The 19,475-nt window shown below is 44.8% G+C and carries 22 protein-coding genes and 1 pseudogene; 18 read left to right on the top strand and 5 right to left on the bottom strand.

Going from position 1 to position 19,475, the window contains the following annotated elements; all coding sequences use genetic code 11:
- Positions 1-136: 136 nt before the first annotated feature.
- A pseudogene (locus tag D6D85_RS11180) lies at positions 137-394 on the top strand (AlbA family DNA-binding domain-containing protein); the annotation flags it as partial.
- Positions 395-502: 108 nt separating this feature from the next.
- On the opposite strand, the gene D6D85_RS11175 reads toward D6D85_RS11180, so the two are convergent.
- Together D6D85_RS11175 and D6D85_RS11170 are read right to left on the bottom strand one after the other, a co-directional pair.
- Positions 503-1,279 (bottom strand): tyrosine-type recombinase/integrase, encoded by a 777-nt coding sequence (locus D6D85_RS11175; RefSeq protein ID WP_125672116.1) that lies wholly within the window; start codon positions 1,277-1,279, stop codon positions 503-505.
- Positions 1,267-2,142 carry a radical SAM protein gene (locus D6D85_RS11170; protein ID WP_125672115.1) on the bottom strand — a complete coding sequence of 292 codons (876 nt, stop codon included), beginning with the start codon at positions 2,140-2,142 and terminating at the stop codon, positions 1,267-1,269. Before D6D85_RS11170 ends, D6D85_RS11175 begins: the two co-directional genes overlap by 13 nt.
- 103 nt (positions 2,143-2,245) lie before the next feature.
- On the opposite strand from D6D85_RS11170, the gene D6D85_RS11165 reads away from it, so the two are divergent.
- Both D6D85_RS11165 and D6D85_RS11160 read left to right on the top strand, forming a co-directional pair.
- Complete coding sequence (locus D6D85_RS11165; protein ID WP_125672114.1) at positions 2,246-3,109, top strand: SPL family radical SAM protein; 864 nt, start codon at positions 2,246-2,248, stop codon at positions 3,107-3,109.
- 18 nt (positions 3,110-3,127) lie between these two features.
- Complete coding sequence (locus D6D85_RS11160; RefSeq protein ID WP_125672113.1) at positions 3,128-4,531, top strand: cobyrinate a,c-diamide synthase; 1,404 nt, start codon at positions 3,128-3,130, stop codon at positions 4,529-4,531.
- On the opposite strand, the gene D6D85_RS11155 is transcribed toward D6D85_RS11160, so the two are convergent.
- Positions 4,524-5,231 carry an RAD55 family ATPase gene (locus D6D85_RS11155; protein ID WP_161969839.1) on the bottom strand — a complete coding sequence of 236 codons (708 nt, stop codon included), beginning with the start codon at positions 5,229-5,231 and terminating at the stop codon, positions 4,524-4,526. The genes D6D85_RS11160 and D6D85_RS11155 overlap by 8 nt on opposite strands.
- A gap of 1 nt (position 5,232) precedes the next feature.
- The gene (locus D6D85_RS11150; protein WP_125672111.1) at positions 5,233-5,742 is read right to left on the bottom strand and encodes a helix-turn-helix domain-containing protein; all 510 of its coding nucleotides are present in this window, start codon (positions 5,740-5,742) and stop codon (positions 5,233-5,235) included.
- A 93-nt stretch (positions 5,743-5,835) separates the two neighbouring features.
- Between D6D85_RS11150 and D6D85_RS11145 the strand changes: the two genes are divergently transcribed.
- The 15 genes from D6D85_RS11145 to D6D85_RS11075 all read left to right on the top strand — a co-directional run bounded on the left by D6D85_RS11145 (position 5,836) and on the right by D6D85_RS11075 (position 18,262).
- Complete coding sequence (locus D6D85_RS11145) at positions 5,836-6,870, top strand: radical SAM protein (protein WP_125672110.1); 1,035 nt, start codon at positions 5,836-5,838, stop codon at positions 6,868-6,870.
- 96 nt (positions 6,871-6,966) lie between these two features.
- Positions 6,967-7,287, top strand: coding sequence for a TusE/DsrC/DsvC family sulfur relay protein (locus tag D6D85_RS11140; RefSeq protein ID WP_125672109.1), 321 nt, complete (start codon positions 6,967-6,969; stop codon positions 7,285-7,287).
- A gap of 13 nt (positions 7,288-7,300) precedes the next feature.
- Complete coding sequence (locus D6D85_RS11135) at positions 7,301-7,936, top strand: arsenate reductase (azurin) small subunit (protein WP_125672108.1); 636 nt, start codon at positions 7,301-7,303, stop codon at positions 7,934-7,936.
- A gap of 1 nt (position 7,937) precedes the next feature.
- Positions 7,938-9,347 (top strand): cytochrome b, encoded by a 1,410-nt coding sequence (locus D6D85_RS11130; RefSeq protein WP_125672107.1) that lies wholly within the window; start codon positions 7,938-7,940, stop codon positions 9,345-9,347.
- A gap of 5 nt (positions 9,348-9,352) precedes the next feature.
- Positions 9,353-9,604, top strand: a complete 252-nt coding sequence (locus D6D85_RS11125; RefSeq protein ID WP_125672106.1) for a hypothetical protein — start codon at positions 9,353-9,355, stop codon at positions 9,602-9,604.
- Between the two features lie 4 nt (positions 9,605-9,608).
- A complete protein-coding gene (locus D6D85_RS11120; RefSeq protein ID WP_125672105.1) occupies positions 9,609-10,409 on the top strand; it encodes a respiratory nitrate reductase subunit gamma in 801 nt (266 codons plus the stop codon).
- Position 10,410: 1 nt separating this feature from the next.
- The gene (gene dsrK, locus D6D85_RS11115) at positions 10,411-11,874 is read left to right on the top strand and encodes a sulfate reduction electron transfer complex DsrMKJOP subunit DsrK (protein WP_125672104.1); all 1,464 of its coding nucleotides are present in this window, start codon (positions 10,411-10,413) and stop codon (positions 11,872-11,874) included.
- 47 nt (positions 11,875-11,921) lie between these two features.
- Positions 11,922-12,278 carry a CGGC domain-containing protein gene (locus D6D85_RS11110; protein WP_125672103.1) on the top strand — a complete coding sequence of 119 codons (357 nt, stop codon included), beginning with the start codon at positions 11,922-11,924 and terminating at the stop codon, positions 12,276-12,278.
- Positions 12,279-12,340: 62 nt separating this feature from the next.
- On the top strand, positions 12,341-12,568 hold the full coding sequence (locus D6D85_RS11105; protein WP_237558835.1) for a ferredoxin: 228 nt from the start codon (positions 12,341-12,343) through the stop codon (positions 12,566-12,568).
- A 76-nt stretch (positions 12,569-12,644) separates the two neighbouring features.
- Positions 12,645-13,823 (top strand): dissimilatory-type sulfite reductase subunit alpha, encoded by a 1,179-nt coding sequence (gene dsrA, locus D6D85_RS11100; protein WP_125672102.1) that lies wholly within the window; start codon positions 12,645-12,647, stop codon positions 13,821-13,823.
- Positions 13,824-13,838: 15 nt separating this feature from the next.
- Positions 13,839-14,903 carry a dissimilatory-type sulfite reductase subunit beta gene (gene dsrB / locus D6D85_RS11095; RefSeq protein WP_125672101.1) on the top strand — a complete coding sequence of 355 codons (1,065 nt, stop codon included), beginning with the start codon at positions 13,839-13,841 and terminating at the stop codon, positions 14,901-14,903.
- Between the two features lie 68 nt (positions 14,904-14,971).
- Positions 14,972-15,961 carry a porphobilinogen synthase gene (hemB, locus tag D6D85_RS11090; RefSeq protein ID WP_125672100.1) on the top strand — a complete coding sequence of 330 codons (990 nt, stop codon included), beginning with the start codon at positions 14,972-14,974 and terminating at the stop codon, positions 15,959-15,961.
- Complete coding sequence (hemC, locus tag D6D85_RS11085) at positions 15,958-16,836, top strand: hydroxymethylbilane synthase (RefSeq protein WP_125672099.1); 879 nt, start codon at positions 15,958-15,960, stop codon at positions 16,834-16,836. Before hemB ends, hemC begins: the two co-directional genes overlap by 4 nt.
- Entirely contained in the window at positions 16,836-17,561 is a 726-nt protein-coding gene (gene cobA, locus D6D85_RS11080; protein ID WP_125672098.1) for a uroporphyrinogen-III C-methyltransferase, read from the top strand. The genes hemC and cobA overlap by 1 nt, the downstream gene beginning before the upstream one ends.
- Positions 17,561-18,262, top strand: coding sequence for a uroporphyrinogen-III synthase (locus tag D6D85_RS11075; RefSeq protein WP_161969838.1), 702 nt, complete (start codon positions 17,561-17,563; stop codon positions 18,260-18,262). The genes cobA and D6D85_RS11075 overlap by 1 nt, the downstream gene beginning before the upstream one ends.
- Before the next feature lie 524 nt (positions 18,263-18,786).
- Here D6D85_RS11075 and D6D85_RS11070 read toward each other — a convergent pair.
- Positions 18,787-19,455 (bottom strand): hypothetical protein, encoded by a 669-nt coding sequence (locus D6D85_RS11070; protein WP_125672096.1) that lies wholly within the window; start codon positions 19,453-19,455, stop codon positions 18,787-18,789.
- Positions 19,456-19,475: the final 20 nt, after the last annotated feature.

The following is a 19,475-nucleotide window of genomic DNA, read 5'->3' as shown; positions in this document are numbered from 1 at the left end:
GACCATAAACTCACCGAAAGCATCTACATGAAGCAGTATATAAACAGTTAATAAGGAGCAAGGGACACTTTTCCGGTCATTGACCGGCAATGACCGGATAAAGAAAATTATAGCTGAAGGGTAGTCAGAAAGTTTAGAGTTCAAAAGATCCCTCTCAGAGCTAAAAGAAATCCTAGAAACTGTATGCGCGTTTGCCAATTCTCATGGGGGAACTGTGCTTGTCGGCATAGATGATGATGGAAGCATATTAGGTGTGAAAATCTCCAATAAGACTGTTCAGAAGCTTGAAAGGGAGATTCACGATAGAATAGAGCCATTTGTCTATCCAAATATCAGGATTATCCCCGTGGATGAGAAGATAGTGCTTTCAATAGAGGTTCCTCAGGGTATCTGAGAAAACTGCGAGAAGATACCTCAGCAAGCTGGTGGATCTAGGGTTAGTAAGGGTTGAGGGAAGGGGAAAAACATAAAGTACAGATTAGCAGAAGCAGCTTGAAATTTCTCAAGGATGATCCATGGTCCTTCTGAAGTCCTCCTCCACCAAACTTCTCGCTATATCCAAGTAAACCTCTGTAGTTGAAAGCTTGCTGTGGCCCAATATCTTCTGAAGGGCCCTTATATTCCCTCCTCTTGCCAGATACATGACGGCAAAGGCATGTCTTATACCATGCGGGCTGACCCCCAGAAGTTCCTTTACCCATCTCTGCACAGTTCTTGCTGAAACCCTGAAAATTCTATCATTATTTGCTCCTTTGACATACTTGCTGACTATTTCAGCGCACCAGGATGTCATATAGACAATCCTCTCCTTCCCTCCCTTCCCTATCACCCTGATCATCCTTCTTTTCAGGTCTATATCATTGGTTCTGAGGGAGAGAACCTCTGAAAGCCTCATTCCAGTGGATAGAAGGAGGGCTATTATTGCAGCCTTCTCTCCCTCCATTTCAGATATTCTTCTCTTCAGCTCCTCCATTCTCCTGAGCAGATCCTCATCGACCCTGGGTATCGGGCTCGACATCCTGATCTCCTTTGCCCTGTCCCTACAGTGCTTTGATAGATCCTCTCTCTCCACATACCTGAAGAACCTGGAGAGAACGTAAAGGTAGGTCTTCATAGTCCTCCTAGATATCTCCTTTTTTGAGATCCAAAGATCTATATCCTTCTTCTCCAGAGATTTCAGATCCTTGCCTACATCTCTCAGAAATGACTGGACTATGTATCTGTAATTCCTTCTGCTGATCCTGCTGAGGCTGGATGCAAACGCAGCTATCTCCTCCAAGCTTCTCCCTCCATAATTCTCAAAATCTCCTCCTTTATCTTATCCCAGTCCCTCTCAAGCATCTCCCTGTTTGGATAGTTGTAAATAGGTCCCTCAGGCCTTTCATTGTAAAAAGGCCTGTTGCATCCGGGACAACCGCTCGTCAGAAAGGCATCCTTAAGCTCGCTTCCTCCGCTCAGCAGATACCTGTAAAGCTGGACAGCTCTGTATCCAAGAACATCAGGATATCCACCGTTTTCATTTGGGGTGAATGAGAACAGAGCTATCTCTGCTCCCATCGATTTTATCCTTCTCATTATCTTCATCATCTCCTCGATGGTCTCCCCTATGCCATATATCAGATGAACATACACTTTCCCCCTCCCAAAAACTCTCACAGAGTCCTCTATGAACTTCATGTAGGCTTCCCAAGAGAACGGCTTTCTTACAAGCTTAAATACGCTTTCAGATGAAGCATCAAGCCCTATTCCAAGGAAATCAACTCCTTTTTCTGCTGCTCTTTTCAAAAAATCTGCTGGAAGAGGAGTTGTTGCCAGAGAAATGCTTTTTCCACACTTGGACAGCTCATCCAGTATGCTGATGGTCTCCTCCTCAAATCTGGGCTTTATTATAGTTTGAAAACATATTCTATCAAAGCTATGGAATTTATCAATTATATTTTCAAGCTCCACCAAGGGCCAAGTTATCCTGGAAAGCTTGTCCTTTCTTGCTGGATTATACATTGACTGAGCGCAGAAGGAACATGATCCCATGCATCCATTTTCGCTGTGCTGAAGGAGATATGCTGTCCTTGGCTCAGCCTCCATTCTCCCTCTAAGCATCCCCATCTTCACAAGAGTTCCATAAGATGCCCTTATAAGCACACTAAGTGCAACCTGAAGGTTATTTAACTTTTTTGCTATAAGAACAGTGAAAATATATGAAGCTAGACAAAAGGAAATTAATAAGGGGGATGTTTTAGGCTTAATGAGGGTGCTGAGGGAGTTTGATCCATGGAAAGGGGAGCTCTGCACATGTCCCAAGAAGTTCTCCTTCTCCCCATACACTGGATGCGGCCACTCATGTTTGTACTGCTACATCTCAGCTTATATAAGGGATCCCTTCAATCCAAGGGAGAAAAAAGATGTCTTGAGATTTCTTAGCATGGATCTCAGGGAGATAAAGCCCGGAAGCATCGTGGCAATGAGCACAAGCTCCGATCCATACACCCCTCCTGAGAAGGAGAGAGGGATAACCAGAAGGGCAATAGAGATCATAAGAGGAGCTGGAATGAGGCTTCTGGTCATGACAAAATCTGATCTTGTCGTCAGAGATTCTGATCTCTTGGAAGGAGCTGCAGTGAGCTTCACCATAACAACTCTGGATGAAAAAATAGCAAGCGTATTGGAGCCTGGAGCACCTCCTCCTCTCAAGAGGATAGATGCGATGAAAAGACTTTCAGAAAGGGTAAACTTAATCTTAAGGCTTGATCCGATAATACCCGGCCTGAACGATGATTTTGAGGACCTGCTCGAGCTGGCAAAGGAGGCAGGGGTATCTCATGTCGTTTCATCAACATACAAGGCCAGACAGGACAGTTTAAAGAGGATGGAGGAGGCATTTCCTTGGCTAAAGCTTCATAAGCTCTACTCCGAGGGCACGAGAATATCCGGATACCTATATCTTCCATATAGAATCCGAAGAAATCTTATGGAAAGGGTTAGAAGAAAAGTTTTGAGCCTTGGAATGACATTTGCCACTTGCAGGGAGGGAATGCCGGAGATTCACAGCCCAGGTGTTTCGTGTGATGGCTCCCATCTTTCCTCAGCTATAAGAAAATTTTTTGTATAAAGTATTCATGTTTAAATTATGTTCTTTTATCTTTATGGGGGATGGATTCTCGTGAGGACTCCGGCTGTCGTCATATCTGGATATAGAGGGAAAATAGGAAAAACCTCCATCACAATGGGCATAATAGAGGGCCTGAAGAGGATGGGTCTCAGAGTTCAGCCGTTTAAAATAGGCCCGGATTTCATAGATCCATCTTATCACTCGCTTCTAGCTGGCAGGGAGTGCAGAAATCTGGACTCGGTTATGTTCACAAGGAGGACTCTGGTGTCCCAGTTCATCAGGAACACGAGAGATGCAGATATAGCAGTTGTAGAAGGGGTTTTTGGGCTTTATGACAGTTATGATGGGATAACAGAGGCTGGCAGCACAGCAGAAGTGGCAAAGATAATTAAAGCACCTGTTATACTCATACTCAGTGCGGAGAGGACGAACAGAGGATTGGCAGCTGTCCTAAAGGGCTTTCTCTCCTTCGATAGAGAAGTGAGGATAAGAGGGGTCATAGTTAACAACATTGCAAATGAAAAGCAGAGAGATAAAATAGAAAGAATATTAAAAGATTATGGAGTTGAGATTGTCGGAATGATAAGGAGGGATGAAGAGATCGAGAGGATAATGGGGTACAGGCATCTAGGTCTTATCCCAATTGAGGAGAGAAGGGAGGAAGAGAGAAGGATAGAGGAAATGGCCAGAAGAATATCGGAACAAATAGATCTGAAAAAAGTGCTGGAGATAGCGGAGGAGGCTGAGGAAATAGAGGCAGAGCCAGAGACCTCGGATGAGCGGAGAGTAAATGTAAAAGTTGGTGTTATAAAGGACAGAGCATTCTCCTTCTACTATCCTGAGAACATAGAGTTCATTCAAGCCCACTCCGATAGAGTTTACTTCATAGACTCCCTGAACGATAAGATTTTGCCTGAGATAGATCTTCTTTATGTTGGAGGAGGATTTCCAGAGGTATATGCACCCATGTTGAGCAGAAACGAGGAGCTTCTGAGGGAGATAAGGTCCAGATATGAGAGGGGAAGGATCTCAATATACGCTGAGTGCGGTGGGCTGATGTTGATGTGCGATAACCTTGTGGATCTAAACGGCAAAGAGCACAAACTCATTGGAATAATAGATGGAGATGTTTTCATGGAGAGAAAGCCTGTTGGTCACGGATATGTTCGCTTAAAGACTGTAAAGGACACAATATTCGCCAAAAAAGGGGATACGCTGGTAGGACACGAATTCCATCACTCAAGATTGAAGCTGAGGGGAGAGGAAAGCTTTGCTTATGAGGTTATAAGAGGTCATGGGATCGATGGAAGGCATGATGGCATAGTTAAGGACAGATTTCTCGCATCTTACACTCATGTGCATGTGCTGCACAATAGAGAGGTATTCTTAAACCTGCTTCTCTCCTCAGCCGATATTAAATAAGGAGCTTTATGTCGTTTTTGGACGGAACAAACTCAATTAGCTCAGATGGATGCTCCGTGAGGAAAAGCCTGTCAACGCTGATGTAATACCTGTACCTATTGTCCTCTAACTTTCTCCTGAACCTGAATATGCCGTCCATGCAGTAGAGAAGGGGGCCAATCATTTTCTTGTATACATTTGAATAAAGTATGTATAATTGGGTGTAACCGTTCTGCTTGAGCATCGCCTTCAGCACCTTGAAGACCTCACTTATCTCCCTCTGAGTCTCCCCATGACTCACAGATATCACTCCAGTGAGAGAATCTAGGACAAGTCTTCCATTTTTCTCAGAGGACGATATCTCCTTTAACCTCCTGTAGACATTCTGAAAGTCCACAGGGTTGCTTACTCCCTCCTCCTCAGCAGCCCTTCTTATTCTCCAAGACCAGCAGTCCACCAAGTGAAGCTTCTCAACTAGGTCAGGACTCCCCCCTCTTGCTGCGATAATCCCTCTAAGAGCCTCCCTCACCATTTCAGGGGATCTATCGTAGGTCACATAGATGACAGGCTCCCCTCTCATAAGACCTTCTGATGCAAAAATTCTAGAGAAAAGGGATTTATAAGTTCCAGGAACGCCTAGCAGTGCCACTGAAAATCCTCTCAGTATTCCACCTTCTATCAGCTTGTCCAGTTTCTCTATCCCCAGAGGGACCCTTTCCATTCTATCTCCTCCTGAACACAAGCTCAAAAACATTTCCCCTCTTGATGGAGTTTATGAGCTTTAGATCCCTCTGAACTGCTATCCTCATCATGCAATCCCTAGAGAGCTCATCATCGGTGCAGACCATCAATATCTCCCCGTAATCTAGGTTTTTAGCCACCCTTCTAAACCTTATGATGGAGAAGGGATACTCGCAGCCTATCAAGTTCAGGACTCTTCCTCCATCCATCTTATCCAATGTCCCACAGGCCTCACATAGTATCTCATCAAGGCTTTTTGCTAGGACATAGACATTCTTGGGCCTCCCAACCCCCTTTCTCATCTTTTCAACTCTAACCCATCCGCTCAAATGCAGAAACCTCAGCATGAAATATAGGCCCTTCAGGGAACATCCAACAGCGGAGGCTATATCCTCAACAGTCGCTCCATCAGCCCTGTTCGCAAGATATTTTAATATCTTAATTTCAGTTTTTGAAAGAGGACCCCTCAACATTTTCTCCTGCATTTTCATCTAGAAAAAACATGGACAAAGCCTAAAAATTTATCTGTCTTAGGCAGAAGTCGAACAAAAAGCTTTAATTAATTAGGCCTGCCTAACTTTCATGTGAAAAAAGCACTAAAGAATCTTCAGATAGAGGTATCAACTTTCTGCGGGATGAGATGCTCCTTTTGCCCCAGAAATCTGTTTTCTTTCAAGTGGAAGCAGAAGAACATGGATTTAGGCCTGTACAGGAGGATATCGAAAGTATTTCCATTGGTTGAATATGTACATCTTCAGGGATGGGGAGAGCCCCTACAAAACCCAGATCTCCAGGAGATGATAAGGATTGCTAAAGAAAATGGCTGTAAAGTTGGTTTAACAACAAATGGTGTTCTAATAGACGATAAAATGGCCGAATTTCTGCTTGAGAGTGTGGATAGAATAACCTTCTCCTTGGGAGGTGCCTCCAAGGAAACTCATGAAAGAATAAGGGTTGGATCTAGCTATGAGAGGCTTTTGAACAGGATAAGGATAATATCCAAGGGGAGAAAAGGGAAGAAGCCGATTATAGCAATAACATTTCAGCTGACAAGGGATAACATAGAGGAGTTGAGCTCTGTTGTGAAGCTGGCATATGAACTTGGAGTGGATGAGGTCATAGCTCCAAATGTGGATTATGTGCCAAACAGAGAGGTGGAAAAGATGGTGGTCTTTTCCTGCTCTAAAGCTGACAAAAACTTTCTCAGGAAAATAGAAGAAGCTAAAAAAACCGCAAAAGAGCTGAATATTGCCTTTGGAAGTAGATCTCTTGAGATGCTGGAAACTCCTGTGTGCGCAGAGGATCCTCTTGAGAGTGCTTTTATCTCGGTGAATGGGGATATATCTCCGTGCGTTTACCTGAACCTTCCAACAGAGGGAGAAAAAATAGAGAGAATCTTCTGCGGGAAGGAAGTTCGAGTAAACAAGGTGATATTCGGCAGTATTGCCGAAAAAACTTTTGAGGATATATGGAACTCTCCTAGATACAGAGAATTCAGGGATCATTTTCACAAAAGGTCGGTAGCATGGAAAGGTCCTGTTGATATTTTCAATTTGTCTGGGGAAGTTCCTTCCCTTCCGGAGCCATGCAAGACATGCTACAAGGCATACTCTATCTGACGATATCTTCCATTCCTTCCATGGGACTATTTTCCAATTTTTCCATGAGAGATTATATATTTTCCCTACCTTCACTAAAGGTCGGGGTGAGAGGTGATGCCCGAGATAGAATTCAAGGGTCAGAAATATATTATAGATGAGGATGGATTCCTGCAGGAGCCTGAGAAGTGGACTCCTGAGCTAGCCGAGTTCTTTGCCAAGACGTTTGAGGGAATAGAGAAGATGACAGAGGAGCACTGGAAGGTGGTGAACTACCTGAGGGACTACTTCCTCAAATACGGCATAGCTCCTCCGATAAGAATGCTGACAAAGGCAACTGGATTCAGCTTGGAGAAAATATATGAGCTGTTCCCGAGCGGACCTGCAAATGGTGCGTGCAAGATAGCTGGCCTGCCAAAGCCAACAGGATGCGTCTAAAAGAGGTGCTGGGATGTCCAGCACTGCTGAGGAGAAAACAGTGATGAAAGTTGCAGAGGAGGAAGTGATAAACGAGAGCAGAAGAAACTTCCTCAAAAGCATGGCTTTTTTATCTGCTGTCTTTGCATTTTCTGGAATCTTAGGTATTGTAAGAGCTTTAGGACCAATTCAGATGAAGATACCAGAGTGGCCTAGGATAAAAGTGGCAAACATAAAGGATCTGAAGGAGAAAGAGCCTATAATATTCAACTACCCCCTTGAGAACACGCCAAACATCCTAGTTAAGCTCGGGAAGAGGGTTACCAATGGAGTTGGGCCAGATGAGGACATAGTTGCATACAGCCAGATATGCCAGCATCTAGGCTGCATGGTGAGGTTTATGCCAGCTGGATCCTCAAGCGAGTTTCCGGACAGAAATCTGTTCTACTGTCCATGTCATGCAGGTTTTTATGATGCGGATGATGGAGCTAAGATTCTGGCAGGTCCTCCTCTGTATCCTCTTCCGCCTGTTAAGCTGGAGTACGATAGCTCCACTGGAGATATCTATGCTGTGGGCATGGGGCCTCCTGTGATATTCGGAAAGGGGCCTCCTGGATCAACTGAAGTGTGGCGCGATCTGGTAGGGGGCAAGCTTGTAGGGGGTGGTTGATATGGCTTCGGAGGAGAAGGGCACAATCTACAGAATAGTCGACTGGATAGACTCCAGATTTGGCTTCAGCAGGACGATATTGAGGCCCGCCCCCCGATATTCCCTGAGCCCCACATACTGGCTTGGCGCAATAGCATTCGTGGTCTTCCTCCTTCAGGGTGTCACCGGAATTCTGATGATGCAGTACTATGTCCCATCTCCAGATAAAGCATATGAATCTACGATGCAGATAGTATCATCAGTTTCCTATGGTCTATTCATAGAGACAGTTCATCTATATGGAGCATATGCGATGATACTTCTGGCATTCCTTCATCTGGTGAGAGGCTATTTTGTTGGAGTTTACAAGAGACCTAGGGAGCTCATGTGGATAGTGGGTATGGTGATGGGGCTGGCTGCATTGGCCATGGGATTCACAGGATACCTTCTCCCATGGACTGTCATATCAAAGAGCGCTGTTGATGTCTCAATAGGTCTGATAAACAACCTTCCGGATCCGATAAGAGGGATGATTGTATACATAATAGCTGGAACTGGAAGCGACGAGGAGCTCCTCCTGAGGTTCTTCTCATTTCATGTAGTTGTGCTTCCAGTAATAATAATACTGTGCTTTGCAATAAAGCTACACATGTTCGAAGTGCATGGTGCCTCAGAGCCTCTGTCCGAGGAAGCGGATAAAAGAGAGGTGAAGTGGTTCCCGGACGTATTAGTATACCTGCTGATGCTTTCCTTTGTATTCTTATCAGTTCTTTTTGCTATCTCGGCCATATTTCCGGTGGAATTCCCGCCAAAATTCTCTCCTGAGGTCGCAGCTCAATATGCACCTCAACCGGAGTGGTACTTTCTCTGGATGTATCAAATACTGAAAATACCTATATTTGAAGGGAAAACTGGAGTTCAGGCAGCTCTAGCTCTGTTTATGCTTATAGCACTTGTTGTCACATTTTTGCCATTCATAGACAGGTCAGAAAAGAGGAATCCGATGGAAAGACCTTTTGCAACAACAATAGGAGTTATAGCAGTTGTTGAAATAGTGATTCTAACAATATGGGGTGCTCTTACTCCAGGAAAGGGGGTCTCTCTAGTTGATGCAATAATAGTCTTAGGACTTCCCATACTGATAGTTGGCCTCATCTCCAGGGCAGTCTATCTGAGATATCAGCATGTGAAGGCATTGAAGATGCCGAAGAAATTCGCATGGGAGTTCGTGGAGGCATCCACGTCCAGCAATCTCCTGCTGTTCTTTGCCATGAGCTTCTTTATAGCAGTTGGCAGCTGCTCCATCTCCATGATAACGATGTCCACCAATTTGTTCAGCGCCATAATGAACACAATATCGCTGATAACCTCAATAATAATGTCGGTGTGGATTCTCTACTCAGCTGAACCGAGAAATGTGCTGAGGAGGTGATCCTTATGGATAGATTCCAGGCAGGAGTTTTAGCGATCCTTGTATTTCAGCTCGTAGTTCTGGGATATATCCTGTATCTTGATCCAATATTATCTCAAAATAAGTTTGCAGCAGGTCTTTCAGCAGAATTAGCGGCCTCTGCACTGATATTTTACCTCTACAAGAACATAAGGGAGGACTATGATCAGGAGTGGATAGCTGCGGGCATTGCATTCATAGCGCTAGTCGTCCTGTTGATGATATTCTATGTGAGGTGATGACATGGGAGTTCTGGAGTTCACCATAGGCATATTTTTGGCATACATATCTGTGATAGTCCTGATAGTGGGATCTATCTACAAGTTCCTCACTTGGATAAAAGTGCCAGTTCCCCTGAAGGTCCCCCTGACGCCAGGCCCTACAACATATACAGGTGTTGTTGCAAGGCTTGCAACAGATGCATTTCTATTCAGACCCCTGTTGAAGGGTGCAAAGAAGCTCTGGCTTGGGGGATGGATATTTCATGTGCTGCTTCTCACCACGATAATAGCCCACATAATAAATATCCTGTTTCACGATCTCTGGAGCGTCATAGGCTACACTTGGTATGATATAATAGGCTACACAGGAATAATATTTGCTGGAGCTCTAGCATTCCTCATAGTGAGGAGGATTGTGATGCCAAATCTCCGCTACATATCCCATCTATCCGATTACCTAATACTGCTCCTCCTGATATCGATAGTCCTGCTGGGGAATTATGTCAGGTTCTACTCTGGGGTTGATGTGAAGCAGGTGTCCGCATTTATCTACAGCTTGATATACCTTAAACCGATAGAGCCTCCTAGCAACATCTACTTCCTTCTTCACATGTTCCTAGTAGAGCTTTTGATGATATATATACCGTTTAGTAAAGTAATGCACTTCATAGGAATATTTCTCAATCCGGTGAAAAATCAGAGAAACGATGCCAGGATGAGGAGAAAGGTGAACCCATGGGACTTCCCGGTCGAGATAATGAGCTGGGAGGAGTATTACAATAAGTTCAAGGATGAGCTCGAGATGATAGAAAGGGGTGGTTGATATGAAGTTGGATTTCTCAAGGCCTGGGGAGAAGTTTAGGCTTCATGCATCTAAGAAGAGTGATATGGAGTTGATGAAGCTTCCGTTTCCAAGAGAGTGGTCAAGGGACGACTTCAAGCTTCCAGAAAATTGGAAGGAGATAGCTCTGAAGAAGTTCGATGAGGTGCTGAAGAAGTACAGATCTGTCAGGCTTTACATGGATCTCTGCGTCCACTGCGGTGCCTGCTCTGACAAGTGTCCATTTTTCCTAGCGACAAACGATCCATATAACATGCCTGTCGGAAGGCAGGATCTGATGAGGGCTGTCTACAGGAAGTACTACACAAGAGAGGGGAAGCTTCTTGGAGAAAAAGCTGGAGCTAGGGATTTTGATGAGGAAATGGTCAAGCTATGGTACACATACTTTTACCAGTGCTCGGAGTGCAGAAGATGTGCTGTATTCTGTCCATATGGAATAGATACAGCCGAGATAACTATAGCGGCAAGAGAGGTGCTAACAGCAATAGGGCTCAGCCCTAGATCCACTACCGAATCCATAGCAAAGTGCGAATATATAGGAAACCACATGGGCATCCCGCCAGCAGCTCTTGCCGATGCCTGCAGGTTCATGGAGGAGGAGATAAAGGAGGAAACAGGAGTGGAGGTGAAGATACCGATAAATAAGAAGGGAGCTGAGATTCTCTTTGTCCCTCCATCAGCAGACTTCTTCGGAGGACCTCACTGGGGTACATTCAAGGGATATGTGAAGCTGTTTCATCAGATAGGCCTTGACTACACGATAAGCACTTATGCAAGCGAGGGAGGAAACTTCGGTCTATTCCTCAACTATGAGCATATGAAGAAGATAAATGCAAAGATATATAAGGAGGCGAAAAGACTGGGTGTGAAGTGGATACTTGGAGGGGAATGTGGCCATATGTGGAGGGTCATACACGATTTCATGGGGACCATTAATGGTCCAGCTGATTTTCTGGAGGAGCCTGTATCCCCCATAACCGGGACAAAGTTCAAGAACGCTGTCTATACAAAGATGGTGCATATATGTGAATTCACAGCTGATTTAATAAAGCACAACAAGTTGAAGATAGATCCGAGCAGAAATGATCAGTACGTAGTCACGTACCACGATTCCTGCAATCCAACTAGGGCAATGGGGCTCATAGATGAGCCCAGATACATATTGAAGAGCGTCTGCAGGAATTATGTTGAACTGGATCCCTCTGTTAACAGGGAGAGAACCATATGCTGCACTGCTGGAGCTGGACTGCTTGCAGATGAGACGTTGGAGCTGAGGCTTAAGGCGATAAAACCGAAGATGGAGGCCATAAAGAGGACCGGAGCTAACTTTCTTGCGATGATATGTGCAATAGATAAGGCATCGTTTGACACATATGTCAGGCATTACAAACTCCCGATAAAAGTAGGGGGAGTTCACGAACTGGTCGGCAATGCTATAGTCCTTTGAGAATCCCCTTATCTTCTTTTTTATTTTCATAAAAAGGAGGTGGTCAGGTGAACATAGGGATAGTTGCATGCGAGAAGATGATGGACAGGATATGTCTGGGTTGCCTGAAGTGTCTTAATTCAGCAAAGGAGGGGTTGGGAATGTTCTCCGATTACGAAAAAGCAGATGTTCTGTTCATAACAAGCTGCGGTGATTGTCCCGGATTTATTGTGAACAAAGTGGGCCTGATGCTGAGAGAGGCGAAAAACTACGGGGCTGAGATAGATGTGATTCATATAGGAACCTGTATAATTAGTGCAACTAAGATAGGAAAATGTCCCATAAATGTGGATGAAACAAAGGCCAAGCTTGAGGAGAAGTTCAAGAAAAAGGTTGTCCTAGGCACGCATCCATATCCTCCATGATTTTATGAATTTTTCCATAAATATTTTTTTAATCTCCTCTAACGAGACTGCTGGGTGATTGCATGGCAAAGGTCAAGGTGAGGATATCTGTGGATTTTGCCACATGTCAGGGATGTGCTACATGCCAAGCTTTATGTCCGGAGCTTTTTGAGGTGAGAGAGGACGGAAAAGCTTGGCCTAAGGAAATAGTAGAGGTGGAGGAGAGCGAGCTGGAGAATCTGCTGAGCAGGATAAAGGAGGCAGCTTCTACATGCCCTCTCGGATGCATAACATATGAAGTAATAAAGTAAAGTTAGCTGTTCTTTTTCTCAATTTTTCCATCTCAAGGTTTAAGTCTTTATGTTTTCAGTAAAAACGGGGGAAAGCATGGTATCGAAGACCCCTCTTTTGGATGAGTTGAAGAAGGGACCTTGGCCCGGCTTCGTCCAAGAATATGAGAAAATGGCTGCAAAAAAGGAGATAGCAAGAAGAATGTTGAATCAACTTGAGCTTTCTTACAGAGACAAGCGCACATACTGGAAGCATGGTGGAGCTGTCACGGTGAAGGGGTATGGAGGAGGAGTTATAGGAAGATACAGCGCCATACCTGAGGTTGGTCCTCCTGCCGGATGCCATACTTTCAGAGTTGCACAACCAGCGGCTTGGTTCTACAAGACAGATGCACTAAGGACTGTATGCGATGTCTGGGAGAAGTATGGAAGCGGTTTGATGAACCTTCATGGATCAACTGGTGATATAATACTACTTGGGGCTCCGTCTGAGGTGCTGCAACAGTGCTTTGATGAACTTTCTAGCAAGGGATTTGATCTTGGAGGATCCGGATCAGACATAAGATCCCTTAGCTGCTGTATGGGACCTGCTCTATGTGAGTGGGCCTGTTTTGATACGCTGGATGTATATCACACCCTAACAATGGAGTTTCAGGATTGGATACACAGACCTGCATTTCCATATAAGTTCAAGATAAAGATATCCGGCTGCCCGAATGATTGTGTTGCGGCTCTTGCAAGAGCTGATTTCGCAATAATAGGAACATGGAAGGATGAGATACAGATAGATCAGGAGGCAGTAAGGGAGTATGCTAAAGCGGGAATGGATATAAAGGCGATAACGGAGAGATGCCCGACAAAGTGCATGAGCTGGGATGGAAAGGAGCTGAAGATAAACAATGAGGACTGCACAAGGTGCATGTACTGCATAAACAAGATGCCAAAAGCACTAAGGCCTGGAAAGGAGAGAGGAGCAACAATACTTCTTGGAGGAAAGGCCACAATACTGCAGTCAGCCATGCTCGGGTGGGTGATAGTCCCATTCATGAAAATAGAGAAGCCTTACACTGAGCTCATAGACCTGATAAAGCGCATTGTAACTTGGTGGGATGAGAACGCTAGGACTAGGGAGAGAGTAGCTGAGCTCATATACAGGGTTGGAATGAGAGTATTTCTGAAGGCTGTTGGACTTCCTCCAGTTCCTCAGATGGTGTTCAGGCCTAGGAATAACCCATACTACTTCTGGTCTCCTGAGGAGCTTGAGGAGGTGAAATGAGGGAGGTGATGGTGAATGCCCATAATGATAGGTCCTCCTCACTATGAGCAGATGTTACATCCTGCTATAAAAAAGAATTATGGAAAATGGTTATACCATGAACATGTAAAGCCGGGAGTGATAAAGCATGTATCCCAGACAGGGGATGAAGTTTACACGGTGAGGGCGGCTATTCCAAAGATAATAAGCGTAGATTTCGTGAGAATGCTGTGCGACATAGCTGACAAGTATTCAGATGGCTATGTGAAGTTCACAAGCAGGCATGCAGTGGAGTTCATAATAACGGATAAGAAAAAGATAGATCCCTTGATAGAGGAGCTGGAGAGCAAGGGAATGCCTGTTGGAGGGACTGGAAAATCATACAAGCCTATAGTGCACACGATAGGTTGGAATCACTGCCACACATCCGTGATAGATGCACCGGGTCTTGCAAAAGCTATATCAGATGCCCTATTCGAGTACTTCAAGAGGAATGATCTGCCTGCTAAGCTGAAGATAGCGATAGCCTGCTGCCTCAATATGTGCGGTGCAATTCACTGCTCAGATATAGCTATAGTTGGTATGCACAGAAAGCCTCCTGTTGTTGATGATGAGATAGTGTCCAAGTTCTGTGAGATACCAACAACAGTGGCAAGCTGCCCAACTCTCGCAATAAAGCCGAAGGTTCTTCCGGATGGAAAGAGAAGTGTTGAGATAAATCCGGAGAGATGCATGTACTGCGGAAACTGCTACACTGTATGCCCAGGTTTGAACATAATAAACCCGAAGTACGACTGCCTCTCTCTCTGGGTTGGGGGCAAGGTTCCGAATGCGAGGAGCCCGCCGATGTACTCGAGGCTTGTCATACCATATTTGCCCAACAATCCGCCAAGATGGCCCGAAACTGTTGAGGCAATAAAGAAGATAGTGAAAGCATGGATTGAGAATGCAAGAGAGGACGAGAGAATAGGGGAGTGGATAGAGAGAATAGGATGGGAGAAGTTCTTCAAGATAACAGGGATACCCTTCACAGACAAGCACATAGATGACTTCATATTCTCAATAAGAGACTTCAGGACGACAACTCAGTTCAAGTTCTGAGATTCCTTTCTCCTCTTTTTTTAGAAAATCTTTTAAGTTCCTCCTTCTGAAAGAGTAAGGGTGATGTATTGCACTTCCCAGCCTCAAGACCGAGAAGATTGAGGAGAACAAGATTAATCAGGGATCTTGTGGCGGAGACAAGAGTTTACCCAAGGGATTTGATATTTCCCCTTTTCGTTAAGGAGGGGCTGAGCAAAAAGGAGCCAATAGAGGCTATGCCCGGTCAATATAGGTTCTCCCTTGAGGAGCTTACAAAGGAGGTAAATGAGCTGGTAGAGCTTGGAATAAGAAATATTCTGCTGTTCGGCATACCTGAGAGGAAGGATGAGATCGGATCCTCTGCATATGATAGGGAGGGAATTGTGCAAAGGACAATCAAAAAATTGAGAGACGAGTTCTCAAATGAGATAACTATATTCACGGATGTATGCCTTTGCCAGTACACAACTCATGGGCACTGCGGTGTGGTGATAGGGAATTCTGTGGACAACGATGAGACCCTGAAACAAATAGCAAAGATAGCTGTAAGTCATGCGGAAGCTGGATCAGATGTTGTGGCCCCATCCGGGATGATGGACGGGGCTGTCAGAGCGATAAGAGAGGCTCTAGATGATGCGGGCTACAAGGATACAGCCATAATGTCCTATTCCTCCAAATATGCATCCGTTCTCTACGGGCCCTTTAGAGAAGCTGCCTCCTCAGCTCCTAAATTTGGAGATAGAAGGGGTTATCAGATGGATCCGAGAAACTCTGATGAAGCCCTGAGGGAGGCCCTCTTAGACATACAGGAGGGAGCTGATATCATAATGGTGAAGCCGGCTACTTGGTATCTGGACATAATAAAAAGGTTGAGCAGGCTTCCAGTTCCTCTAGCGGCATATAATGTGAGCGGGGAGTACTCGATGATCAAGCTGGCTGGCGAAGCTGGGTTTTTTGATGAAAAAATGGCTGTATGGGAGATTCTTCACTCAATAAAAAGAGCGGGTGCTGACATAATAATAACTTATTTCGCAAAGGACTATGCGAAGTGGCTCAGAAGTGGTGAGATTATCCCTTGAAATACAGGGTTGGCACAAGGGGAAGCAGATTAGCTCTAGCCCAGACAGAAGAGGTGCTGAATCTCCTGAGAAGGGAGTTTCCGGAAGCTGAGTTTGAGATAGTTGTAATTAGAACGAGAGGGGATGTCGACCTTAGGACTCCTCTGTATATGATGGAGTCAAAGGGGATCTTTGAGAGGGAGATAAATGCTGCTGTAGAGAGAGGAGAGATAGACTTTGCGGTTCACAGCATGAAGGATCTTCCGACTTCAGTAGATCTTGTGATAGCAGCAGTTCCACCAAGAAAGAGCCCGTATGATGTGATAGTTACAAGGGATGGATCTGGCCTTGCTGAGCTTCCCAAGGGCGCAAGAGTGGGGACTAGTAGCATGAGGAGGATAAGTCATCTTAAATATCTTAGGCCGGATTTGGAGATAGTTCCGATAAGGGGAAATGTTGACACTAGGCTGAAAAAGCTGAGGGATCTGGATGCTGTTGTAGTGGCCGAGGCGGCTCTGGAAAGGCTGAACTCCTCCATGAAAGGGAGAAGGATAGAGGAGATGACCCCGGCTGCAGGACAGGGTGCTCTTGCTGTTGTCTCAAGGAAGGAGATTGCTCCTCTGCTCAGCAGGATAAATGATGAGACAAGCTTTAATGAGGTAATGCTTGAGAGAAAGGTGATGTCTGGCTTGAAAGCTGGATGCAAAACTCCAATAGGAATACACGCAGACCTGAAAAGAAGAATTATCACAGTTTCGGCTGTATCGAAAGACTTCAGAAGGATTGCAAGGGCAACTGTGGAGATAAGGGATATCAGCTCAGCGGCTGATGAGGCAATAGAGGAATTTCTCTCATCAGGGGGTATGGAGATACTATCTGAGTGGAGGGGATCCTGATGGGCAAGGTGTATATTGTAGGGGCTGGACCAGGTGATCCGGAGCTCATAACTTTGAAGGGACTTAATATTTTAAGAAAAGCAGATGTTGTGATATATGATAGGCTTGTGAGCGAGGATCTGGTGGCAATGGCCGTGAATGCGAAGGAGCTTATATACATGGGAAAGCATGTCGGGGAGTCGGAGAGACAAAAGGAGATAAATAAGCTCCTGATAGAGAAGGCAAGGCAGTACGAAGTGGTGGTCAGGCTGAAAAACGGGGATCCATTTGTTTTTGGAAGAGGAGGGGAGGAGTGTGAAGCTCTTAGAGATGCGGGAATAGAGTATGAAGTTATCCCAGGGATAAGCTCAGCGCTTGCAGCCCCTCTTTATGCTGGAATACCGCTGACGCACAGGAATTTCTCATCATCTGTAACTATAACAGTAGGCCACAGAAAGGAAGGGAAGGAACTGGATCTCAAAAGAGCTTTCAGATCCGCTGATACAGTGGTTGTCCTCATGGGGGTTTCTAATCTGGCAGAGATAGTTAAGCAGGCAATGGAAGCTGGCCTCAGCACCAAGACTCCTGTAGCCATAATAGAGAGAGCCACAACGCGTGAGCAGAGGGTGATAACAGGAACTCTTGAGGACATAGTCAAAAGGGCAGAGGAGGAAAAAGTATCTCCACCTGCTGTGATAGTCTTCGGCAATGTTGTCAGGATGAGGGAAAAGCTTAGGTGGATATGATGAAGCTTATCGTGCTGGGAACCGAGGAAACCGCTCAAAGACTTAGAAAAATGCTGAACTGTATTGATGTAGAGGTATTTGAGCTGATAGATACAGCTTTCATACCAGAAGCAATAGAGAGGGTGAGATCCTGCTTAAAGAAAATGAAGCCGGATATAAGCGTGTTTACAAGCAAAAGTGCGGTGAAATATATCTGGGAGCTTGTTCCCGAGGCAGCTGAGGTGGCAGGGAAATGCTCTCTCGCCATAGGTCCCGGAACTGCTGAATCTCTCTTCAAAAGGGGTGTAAAAAATGTTTTAATTCCAAAAAGAAATTCATCAAAAGGTATAGTTGATTTTTTAAATTCTTTTAATGGAAGTGCATTTATATATTCTTCTGATAGAGTTGATCACAGCATTGAAGAGCTCTGTAGTGAGAGGTTCCTCCTGTTCAAGGTATACAGGCTTATTCCCAAGGTTGACAGGGCCAGAGATCTCCTCAGTGTTGTATCGGATGGGGATTTCATATTGCTGACATCAGCATCAGTTTTAGAAGCCCTTCTCACTATAAAGGATGATCTTCTCAGAAGGAATGTGAGAATAGCTGCTATAAGCAGGAGGATAGCAGAAAAGACCGTGAACACCATAGGGAGAATAGACCTGTTTTATGATGGAGATGATATGTCAGGGCTGAGCAAGTTCCTTTCACTGAATTTATGCTGACTCTAATGGATTTTCTACTGGTGAAAAATTTCTCTTTCTCCTCGGAGGATTTCCTGTTCTGGAGATTAAATGACAGCCTTTGAGGTGCTTATTTTCAACTCGGGAAGCCACTGGACGCAGAATATTCGAGATAGCATGCTCTTTCTTTTATTACAAGGAGTATAATCCTACAAGATCCAGAATAAGGGTGCTGAAGAACGAAAAGGACGGAATATACTGATGGTATGCCTTCAGTGCTAGTCCTTCATGCGAGAATGTAGCACAACAGGGGCAATGTACAGGTCAGGTTGTTCTGCTGAGCTTGATTTTTTTAAATGCATAAATTGTAAGATGTGAAATTAGAAATCTAGAGGCAGTAATATATGCAAATCATTCAGCTAACCTCTAAGAGATGCCATATCGACTGGACATCGATCTCATGAGCTATGAAGTGTTATAAGAGGGCTGGAAAAACTATATGATAGCTCTCTAAGGAATTTCTCCAGTATTCAACTAATAAAATAATGACCATGAGTTGCTCATTTTTATCTCATATAAGAGGCTATTACCCTTATTCCTCTCTTCTCAGCTTCTTTCTCAGCAGATGGGTGTATCAAAAACCCAAACATCAGCTTATAGATCTCACCTTTTATCACCTTTCTTGCCTTTTCTGAATTTCTATGGAACTTCTTCACGTCATCCCCATATATTCTGTGCTTTGCCTCTCCTATAACAACGATTTTCTTTCCATTTTTCACTCCTTCTCCGTACAGATTCAGGTCGATCTCCTCTCCATCCACATAAATAATCTTCCTCTCAAGCTCAACCTCTATGCCCTCATGCCTATAAAGCCATCCAGGAACAACAACTTTGGCTATGTCCTCAAGTCCGAATCCAATTGTACTGGAGAGGGAGCCTACTTCTTTTGCTAGGCTGTCAACCCTCTGGGTCAGCGTGTTCAAGCTCTCAGTGAGCTTTATGTGGCTCTGCTCTAGGCTGTCAACCCTCTGGGTCAGCGTGTTCAAGCTCTCAGTGAGCTTCTTCTGAGCCTCAGTTAGTGCACTGATGTTGCTGGTCAGTTTGTTCACATTCTCTGTCAGCGTGTTCAACGAGGTCCTTATGTCCTCTATTCCCAGATGTGCCATGACGGCATGTCTGAACATCTCATCCTCCTTCAGCATCTTGAGGAACCTTCTCTTTAGATCCGCGCTCATCCTAGGAATCTTTTGTAGTT

The sequence above is a fragment of the Candidatus Methanodesulfokora washburnensis genome (assembly GCF_003947435.1).
Lineage (GTDB): Archaea > Korarchaeota > Korarchaeia > Korarchaeales > Korarchaeaceae > Methanodesulfokora > Methanodesulfokora washburnensis.
The sequence above is the reverse complement of the archived record's forward strand: the minus strand, read 5'-3'. Positions and strand labels throughout refer to the sequence as shown.

What these genes read in the sequence shown, in the direction of transcription:
- D6D85_RS11165 (WP_125672114.1), top strand. Translation starts at nt 2,246, where the DNA reads ATGAGGGTGCTGAGGGAGTTTGATCCATGGAAAGGGGAGCTCTGCACA.
- D6D85_RS11160 (WP_125672113.1), top strand. Translation starts at nt 3,128, where the DNA reads ATGTTCTTTTATCTTTATGGGGGATGGATTCTCGTGAGGACTCCGGCT.
- D6D85_RS11155 (WP_161969839.1), bottom strand. Translation starts at nt 5,231, where the DNA reads ATGGAAAGGGTCCCTCTGGGGATAGAGAAACTGGACAAGCTGATAGAA.
- D6D85_RS11150 (WP_125672111.1), bottom strand. Translation starts at nt 5,742, where the DNA reads ATGAAAATGCAGGAGAAAATGTTGAGGGGTCCTCTTTCAAAAACTGAA.
- D6D85_RS11140 (WP_125672109.1), top strand. Translation starts at nt 6,967, where the DNA reads ATGCCCGAGATAGAATTCAAGGGTCAGAAATATATTATAGATGAGGAT.
- D6D85_RS11135 (WP_125672108.1), top strand. Translation starts at nt 7,301, where the DNA reads ATGTCCAGCACTGCTGAGGAGAAAACAGTGATGAAAGTTGCAGAGGAG.
- D6D85_RS11130 (WP_125672107.1), top strand. Translation starts at nt 7,938, where the DNA reads ATGGCTTCGGAGGAGAAGGGCACAATCTACAGAATAGTCGACTGGATA.
- D6D85_RS11125 (WP_125672106.1), top strand. Translation starts at nt 9,353, where the DNA reads ATGGATAGATTCCAGGCAGGAGTTTTAGCGATCCTTGTATTTCAGCTC.
- D6D85_RS11120 (WP_125672105.1), top strand. Translation starts at nt 9,609, where the DNA reads ATGGGAGTTCTGGAGTTCACCATAGGCATATTTTTGGCATACATATCT.
- dsrK (WP_125672104.1), top strand. Translation starts at nt 10,411, where the DNA reads ATGAAGTTGGATTTCTCAAGGCCTGGGGAGAAGTTTAGGCTTCATGCA.
- D6D85_RS11105 (WP_237558835.1), top strand. Translation starts at nt 12,341, where the DNA reads ATGGCAAAGGTCAAGGTGAGGATATCTGTGGATTTTGCCACATGTCAG.
- dsrA (WP_125672102.1), top strand. Translation starts at nt 12,645, where the DNA reads ATGGTATCGAAGACCCCTCTTTTGGATGAGTTGAAGAAGGGACCTTGG.
- dsrB (WP_125672101.1), top strand. Translation starts at nt 13,839, where the DNA reads ATGCCCATAATGATAGGTCCTCCTCACTATGAGCAGATGTTACATCCT.
- cobA (WP_125672098.1), top strand. Translation starts at nt 16,836, where the DNA reads ATGGGCAAGGTGTATATTGTAGGGGCTGGACCAGGTGATCCGGAGCTC.
- D6D85_RS11075 (WP_161969838.1), top strand. Translation starts at nt 17,561, where the DNA reads ATGAAGCTTATCGTGCTGGGAACCGAGGAAACCGCTCAAAGACTTAGA.
- D6D85_RS11070 (WP_125672096.1), bottom strand. Translation starts at nt 19,455, where the DNA reads ATGAGCGCGGATCTAAAGAGAAGGTTCCTCAAGATGCTGAAGGAGGAT.